This is a genomic window from Microcoleus sp. PH2017_28_MFU_U_A, assembly GCF_020738035.1.
In the GTDB taxonomy this organism is placed as follows: domain Bacteria; phylum Cyanobacteriota; class Cyanobacteriia; order Cyanobacteriales; family Microcoleaceae; genus Microcoleus.
This window is the reverse complement of sequence record NZ_JAEQCX010000200.1, coordinates 1-5612: the sequence shown is the minus strand read 5'-3', so window position 1 is coordinate 5612 and position 5612 is coordinate 1. Positions and strand designations below refer to the sequence as shown.

General features: G+C 49.6%; 6 protein-coding genes. All 6 read right to left on the bottom strand.

Going from position 1 to position 5612, the window contains the following annotated elements:
- Positions 1-61: 61 nt before the first annotated feature.
- The 6 genes from JGK14_RS33365 to JGK14_RS33340 all read right to left on the bottom strand — a co-directional run bounded on the left by JGK14_RS33365 (position 62) and on the right by JGK14_RS33340 (position 5336).
- Positions 62-478 (bottom strand): SDR family NAD(P)-dependent oxidoreductase, encoded by a 417-nt coding sequence (locus JGK14_RS33365; protein ID WP_293193887.1) that lies wholly within the window; start codon positions 476-478, stop codon positions 62-64.
- Positions 479-544: 66 nt separating this feature from the next.
- On the bottom strand, positions 545-997 hold the full coding sequence (locus tag JGK14_RS33360) for an ester cyclase (RefSeq protein ID WP_293187088.1): 453 nt from the start codon (positions 995-997) through the stop codon (positions 545-547).
- Between the two features lie 44 nt (positions 998-1041).
- Entirely contained in the window at positions 1042-1224 is a 183-nt protein-coding gene (locus JGK14_RS33355; protein WP_293187087.1) for a hypothetical protein, read from the bottom strand.
- Positions 1218-1748 (bottom strand): NAD(P)-binding protein, encoded by a 531-nt coding sequence (locus tag JGK14_RS33350; RefSeq protein ID WP_293187086.1) that lies wholly within the window; start codon positions 1746-1748, stop codon positions 1218-1220. The genes JGK14_RS33355 and JGK14_RS33350 overlap by 7 nt, the downstream gene beginning before the upstream one ends.
- 98 nt (positions 1749-1846) lie before the next feature.
- Positions 1847-2674, bottom strand: coding sequence for an MIP/aquaporin family protein (locus JGK14_RS33345; protein WP_293209061.1), 828 nt, complete (start codon positions 2672-2674; stop codon positions 1847-1849).
- Positions 2661-5336: an MGH1-like glycoside hydrolase domain-containing protein gene (locus JGK14_RS33340; protein ID WP_293187084.1), complete on the bottom strand. Its 2676-nt coding sequence runs from the start codon at positions 5334-5336 to the stop codon at positions 2661-2663. The genes JGK14_RS33345 and JGK14_RS33340 overlap by 14 nt, the downstream gene beginning before the upstream one ends.
- Between the last annotated feature and the right edge of the window lie 276 nt (positions 5337-5612).

The following is a 5612-nucleotide window of genomic DNA, read 5'->3' as shown; positions in this document are numbered from 1 at the left end:
AAGCCTATGGCTTTATGAACTTTGATAACTTTCGAGCAAGGCTATTAGCTTGCTTTTCTGATTAGGTTTGCTTATCACCTTGACTCCAGAAGAGCCCTTCAACCAAAGCAAAAAAGTTAGTGTCAAACGTCTTACGGATCATGTCAACTGATACAGAACTTGCATTACTAATTGCCCATTCACCATCCAACATGACTCCAGCATTATTAATCAGAACATCCAACTTACCGAACCGATTTTTAATCTCTTGGACGGCTGATTGAATTTGAATACTGTCATTAATATCAAGTAGAATCGCTTCGGCTTTCAATCCTTCATTTTTTAGCTTCGTTGCTGCCGCGACCGCCGCTTCAAGTTTGCGGGCTGCAATGATCACCGTCAATCCTTGCTGTGCAAGCTGGCGGCTCATTTCAAACCCAAGCCCTTTGTTCGCGCCTGTCACCAATGCAACTTTGCCATTTGATTCGCTGTTGACCATTGACTTCTTCTCCTTGATTTAGGGCATTCGAGCAAATTCATCACAACACTGAACCTGAAAAATTGGCTATTTGAGGATTAACGGTGTTAAAACAGGAGCCATCAACATTTCAAACTCCAAATTAGTCGCGCTCACCACATTTTCGACAATCTTGCCCTCTCGTAGCCGCATGACATGAGTTTCAATGAAAGTGATATCCCGATTGGTAGCAGCAATCCCAAAAAATGCTTTGGTGTGTTTTTGCACAGATCGAAATCGAACGACGACTCGATCGCCTGCGGCAAACATATCTTCAACGATCATCTCTGAACCCGCAACGGGAGGAAAGGCATCGAAAAAGGCACTAAATATTTGTATGTAAGCTTCCCGTCCGTCAATTGGCCCATCTGGCTTTAATCCGGTGATTGCCTGCACATTCTCATGTAGTACATCCGCCGCGATCGCCATATTGCCCTTGCCCAAAAACTGCTCGATAAAGATCCGGGCGATCGCCAAGTTTTGTTCTTCAGTTGGAGTCATCGTTATTCCTCACTGTAGTTGTGTTGTCTCTTCGGTTCGATTGATTACCAATCCAGTGCGATCGCGCCCCCAAACTTCCGCATCTCAGCAAAGAAGTTACCCTGTGAGCCGCCCTCTGGAAGAGTTGCCAGATACACAGCGGTTTCAGCTCCTTCATCCGCTGTAAAGGGCGCATCAGGGCCACCCATATCCGTTTTCATCCAGCCAGGAGAATAAGCATTTACCAAAATGTTTGTACCTCTTTAGTGAAGGCATTGGCCAATTCCTGCATCCGGGGTTCATGGCGCACAGGTGCGTAGGGATAGGGTTGGCTGCGGGTTGGTTCCGTGGGGTCAAGGCCTGCCTGCCCATGCACATCATAAAGCTGCTCGGCTTGGGCGTAATAGGGCTCAAAATCGGCATATTTCACCGCCCATTCTGGCGAAATGCCATCCTGGTGCGTGACCTGTTCAAAATCGCGCTCTCGCATCCGCAAGAGGGCAGCCCCGTAGACTTTGGTGTTACCGCCCACCCAATAGCCCGTGGCCGGTCGGAAGGCTTTCCCGTTGGTGTCAAACCACTGTTCTTGGGTGTGATAGCGTTCCCGTTGATACACTTCTAACGCACTCCAGTTTTCCTTTTCTCTCGGCAAGAAGGATCCGCGTTCTAGAATCAAAATCTTTTTGCCGCTGGCCGCTAGATGATAGGCCAACGTGCCGCCACCTGCGCCGGTGCCGATAATGATTGCATCGTAATGAGTGTTGGTAGCCATGAATGGGTTCCTCGCCGGTTAGGGAATTGACTGATTGAATTGGTGTGAATTAGAGGTTTTCAATGTAGGCATGATTTAACATCCAAACTATCAACGAATCATTTTAGTAATCGATCGCTCAAATCCACCCGGCCATCTCGGTCATAGTTGCAGCGAAAAATACAACGTTTGGGATTATCGTGGTGGAGCTTGGCGCACTTGACAGCGCGATCGCCAAACAACTCAGTATACAAACCCGCCGCTGATAACATTCCGATCGGGGGCACGATTACATACAGCCAGAAGTCCGTCCAAACATTGGCCGGTAAAGCCGACGCCAGACTTCGCGCCGGATTCATGCTAAAGCCCGATAATGGCGCTTCAAAGGTAATGTAAAGCATGACGAGAAATCCCGATAACAGGCCAGTGTAGCGATGCAGTTTTTGGTGATTACTCGTGAATAACACCATCATCATCATCACAAAGGCCACCAACCATTCACCCATCACGGCTCCGAGCCAACCCAGCGCACCGGGAACCGTGACAATATAATTAATCGGAGGTTGGATAAATACTTGACCCAACGCGAATGCGACTAAATAAATACCGGCTAATCCGCCTAGACATTGAAACAACACATAGAACAACGCATCCAGCAACTTAACTTTGCCCAGTCGATAGAAGGTCAACGTCACCGCTGGATTCATGTGCGCGCCCGATTGTTGACCCCAAGGTGAATGGATCAGGGCGATCGCCGTCAACCCCATCACAATTCCCACTAAAAACCGCCGTAGATCACCATTGGCAATGGCCTGATGTACCGGCGATTGAGGATATTCAAACAGAATCGAAAACCCACTGGCGGCGATCAAAAACAGGCCCAGTAAGGCTGCTTCCATCAGGTATTCTGGTAGGTGATTGCGAAAGGTTGCTTTAAGGGTGGTCATGCTGTCCCTCCTGGGCGCGGTGGGCCGCATTTTGGTGAATCAGGGCAGCGACCAAGCCTGTCCAACCGGTTTGGTGACTCGCGCCAATTCCCGCGCCATTATCGCCGTGGAAATATTCGTGGAACAAGATGTAATCGCGCCAATGGGGATCGGTTTGGAATTTCTCAATGCCACCATACACCGGACGGCGACCCGATGCCTCGCGCTCAAACAAGGCCACTAAGCGGTGAGACAGAGCGATCGCCACTTCTCCCAAGGTCATTTCCTGCCCCGATCCCGTCGGACACTCGACTTTAAAACTGTCGCCCAGATAGCTGTGAAAGCGCTCTAAGGCTTCAATAATCAAATAATTCACCGGAAACCACACGGGGCCGCGCCAGTTGGAGTTACCGCCAAATAAGCCGGTGCTGGATTCAGCCGGTTCATACCGGACGAAATAATCATTCCCCCCTAATTGCAAGCAATAGGGATGATCCTGGTGATACTTGGAGATGGCTCGAATCCCGAACGGACTGAAGAATTCCGCTTCATCCAACATGCGTTGCAGAATCCGTTGCAGTTTGCTGCGATAGGCGATCGCCAACAACCGTCGCGCTCCCATTCCCGGTGTTTCCATACAGGCGACATTCTCTTTGAGGTCAGGGCGATTGCGAATAAACCACTGCATCCGCCGTTTGAAACCCGGAAATTTTTCCAGGGTTTCGAGTTCCAGCACGATGACAGCATAGAGCGGAATTAAGCCCACCAGCGATCGCACCTTCAACGGTAACTGTTGCCCATCGGGTAAATGTAGCGCATCGTAATAGAAGCCATCGACCTCATCCCACAGCGCAATATTGCTTTCGCCAATGCCATCGATCGCGTCGGCAATGTAGAGAAAATGCTCAAAAAACTTACTGGCAATGTCTTCGTAGCTGTCGTCGGCTTTGGCTAATTCGAGGGCGATCGCCAGCATATTCAGGCAATACATGCCCATCCAACTGGTGCCATCGGCTTGGTTGAGGTAGCCGCCCGTGGGCAATTCGGCACTGCGATCGAAAATGCCAATGTTATCCAACCCCAAAAAGCCACCCTGAAACACATTGTTGCCCGCCATATCTTTGCGGTTCACCCACCAAGTAAAGTTGAGCAGCAACTTGTGAAAGACCCGTTGCAGAAAGGCGCGATCGCCCTTCCCAGTGGATTTTTGCTCAATTTGATAGACCTGCAATGCCGCCCACGCCTGCACCGGAGGATTCACATCGCTAAATTTCCATTCATAGGCCGGGAGTTGGCCATTGGGATGCATATACCATTCACGGGTGAGGCGATCGAGTTGCAACTTGGCAAACGCCGGATCGATCATCGCTAACGGAATCAAATGAAATCCTAAATCCCACGCGGCAAACCAGGGATACTCCCACTTGTCGGGCATGGAGAGAATATCTTCACTGAACAGTGTGCCCCATTCGTGATTGCGTCCGGCTTTGCGATCGGTAGGCGGCGCGGGTTGTCCCGGATCGCCTTTCAGCCAGTCATTCACGCTGTATTGATAATATTGTTTGCTCCAGAGCAGTCCGGCAAACGCTTGGCGTTGAATATTGCGTTCATCGTCCGATTGGGGAAAGGGCGAAACCTCTTGATAGAACTGATCGGCTTCCTGTTTCCGGGTCTGAAAAATCTGCTCAAACTCAGCGCTAAACGGGGCGGACAATTGGGACCGATCGCTCAACCGCAGGCGCACGGTTTTGGTGGCTCCTGGTGCCAAGGTCAGCGAATAACGGGCGGCAAATTTTGTGCCGACCCGATCGGGATTAATCGCTTGAGCATCACCATTCACCACATAGTTATTAATGCCATCTTTCACATAGGGCGATCGATTCGCTGTGCCAAACAATCGCTGATAATTGGTTTCGTTATTCGTAAATAGTAATTCTGCATCACCCTCACAGTAAAGCCAATGCGTTGCCAGGGTGGGATGCTGGGCTTCGAGTTGACTGAACGTTGGATCAGAATGCACGACTTTGATTAAAGGCGGTGTGATGTCCGGGTTCCAGTCCCAGAGATTGCGAAACCATAGCGTGGGTAATAACTGTAAGGTGCTAGCTTCACTGCCGCGATTGGCGATCGTGATTTGAATCAGAATATCTTCCGCTGTGGCTTTGGCATATTCTACAAAGACATCGAAGTAGCGATCGCCATCAAAAATACCAGTATCCAGCAATTCAAACTCGGGTTCTAGTTTGCCGCGGCGTTGATTTTCTGCGACTAATTGAGCATAGGGAAATGCCTGCTGTGGGTACTTATACAGGCATTTCATGTAGGAATGGGTCGGGGTGCTGTCGAGATAAAAATAATATTCCTTGACATCTTCGCCATGATTGCCTTCGTTGCCTGTTAAGCCAAAAATGCGCTCCTTGAGAATGGGATCGTGACCATTCCACAGGGCGATCGCAAAACATAAGCGTTGTCTTGTGTCAGAAATTCCGGCAATGCCATCTTCACCCCAACGGTAGACGCGCGATCGGGCCTGGTCGTGAGGAAAATAATCCCAAGCCGAGCCATCGGGGCTGTAATCCTCCCGCACCGTGCCCCATTGTCGCTCACTTACATAGGGTCCCCAGCGTTTCCAGTAGGCGATCCGGTCTTGGTCTTGCTGCAATCGAAGTTTCTCTGGAATCATCAAACTTCTCCGGTACGGTGAATAACGATCTAAAGAGTTTGCTAACAGAATTCTGCGTGTTTTTAATAAAAGCAGCCTGAGAACTAGATGAGAAAGCACATCTTTGTCAGACCGGCGGCTTTGCCTGAGCACCAACTATGGTTGTTTTTTCCAGTCGTCGGTCAGTAAACCTGAGAACCGTTACATAAATCCTACCCAAAGTTACTCAAGATTGGACAATATTGGACTTTGAGCTTCGTTTACTTCCTGCTTCATCCTGGTAGTGTCGGCACTCAC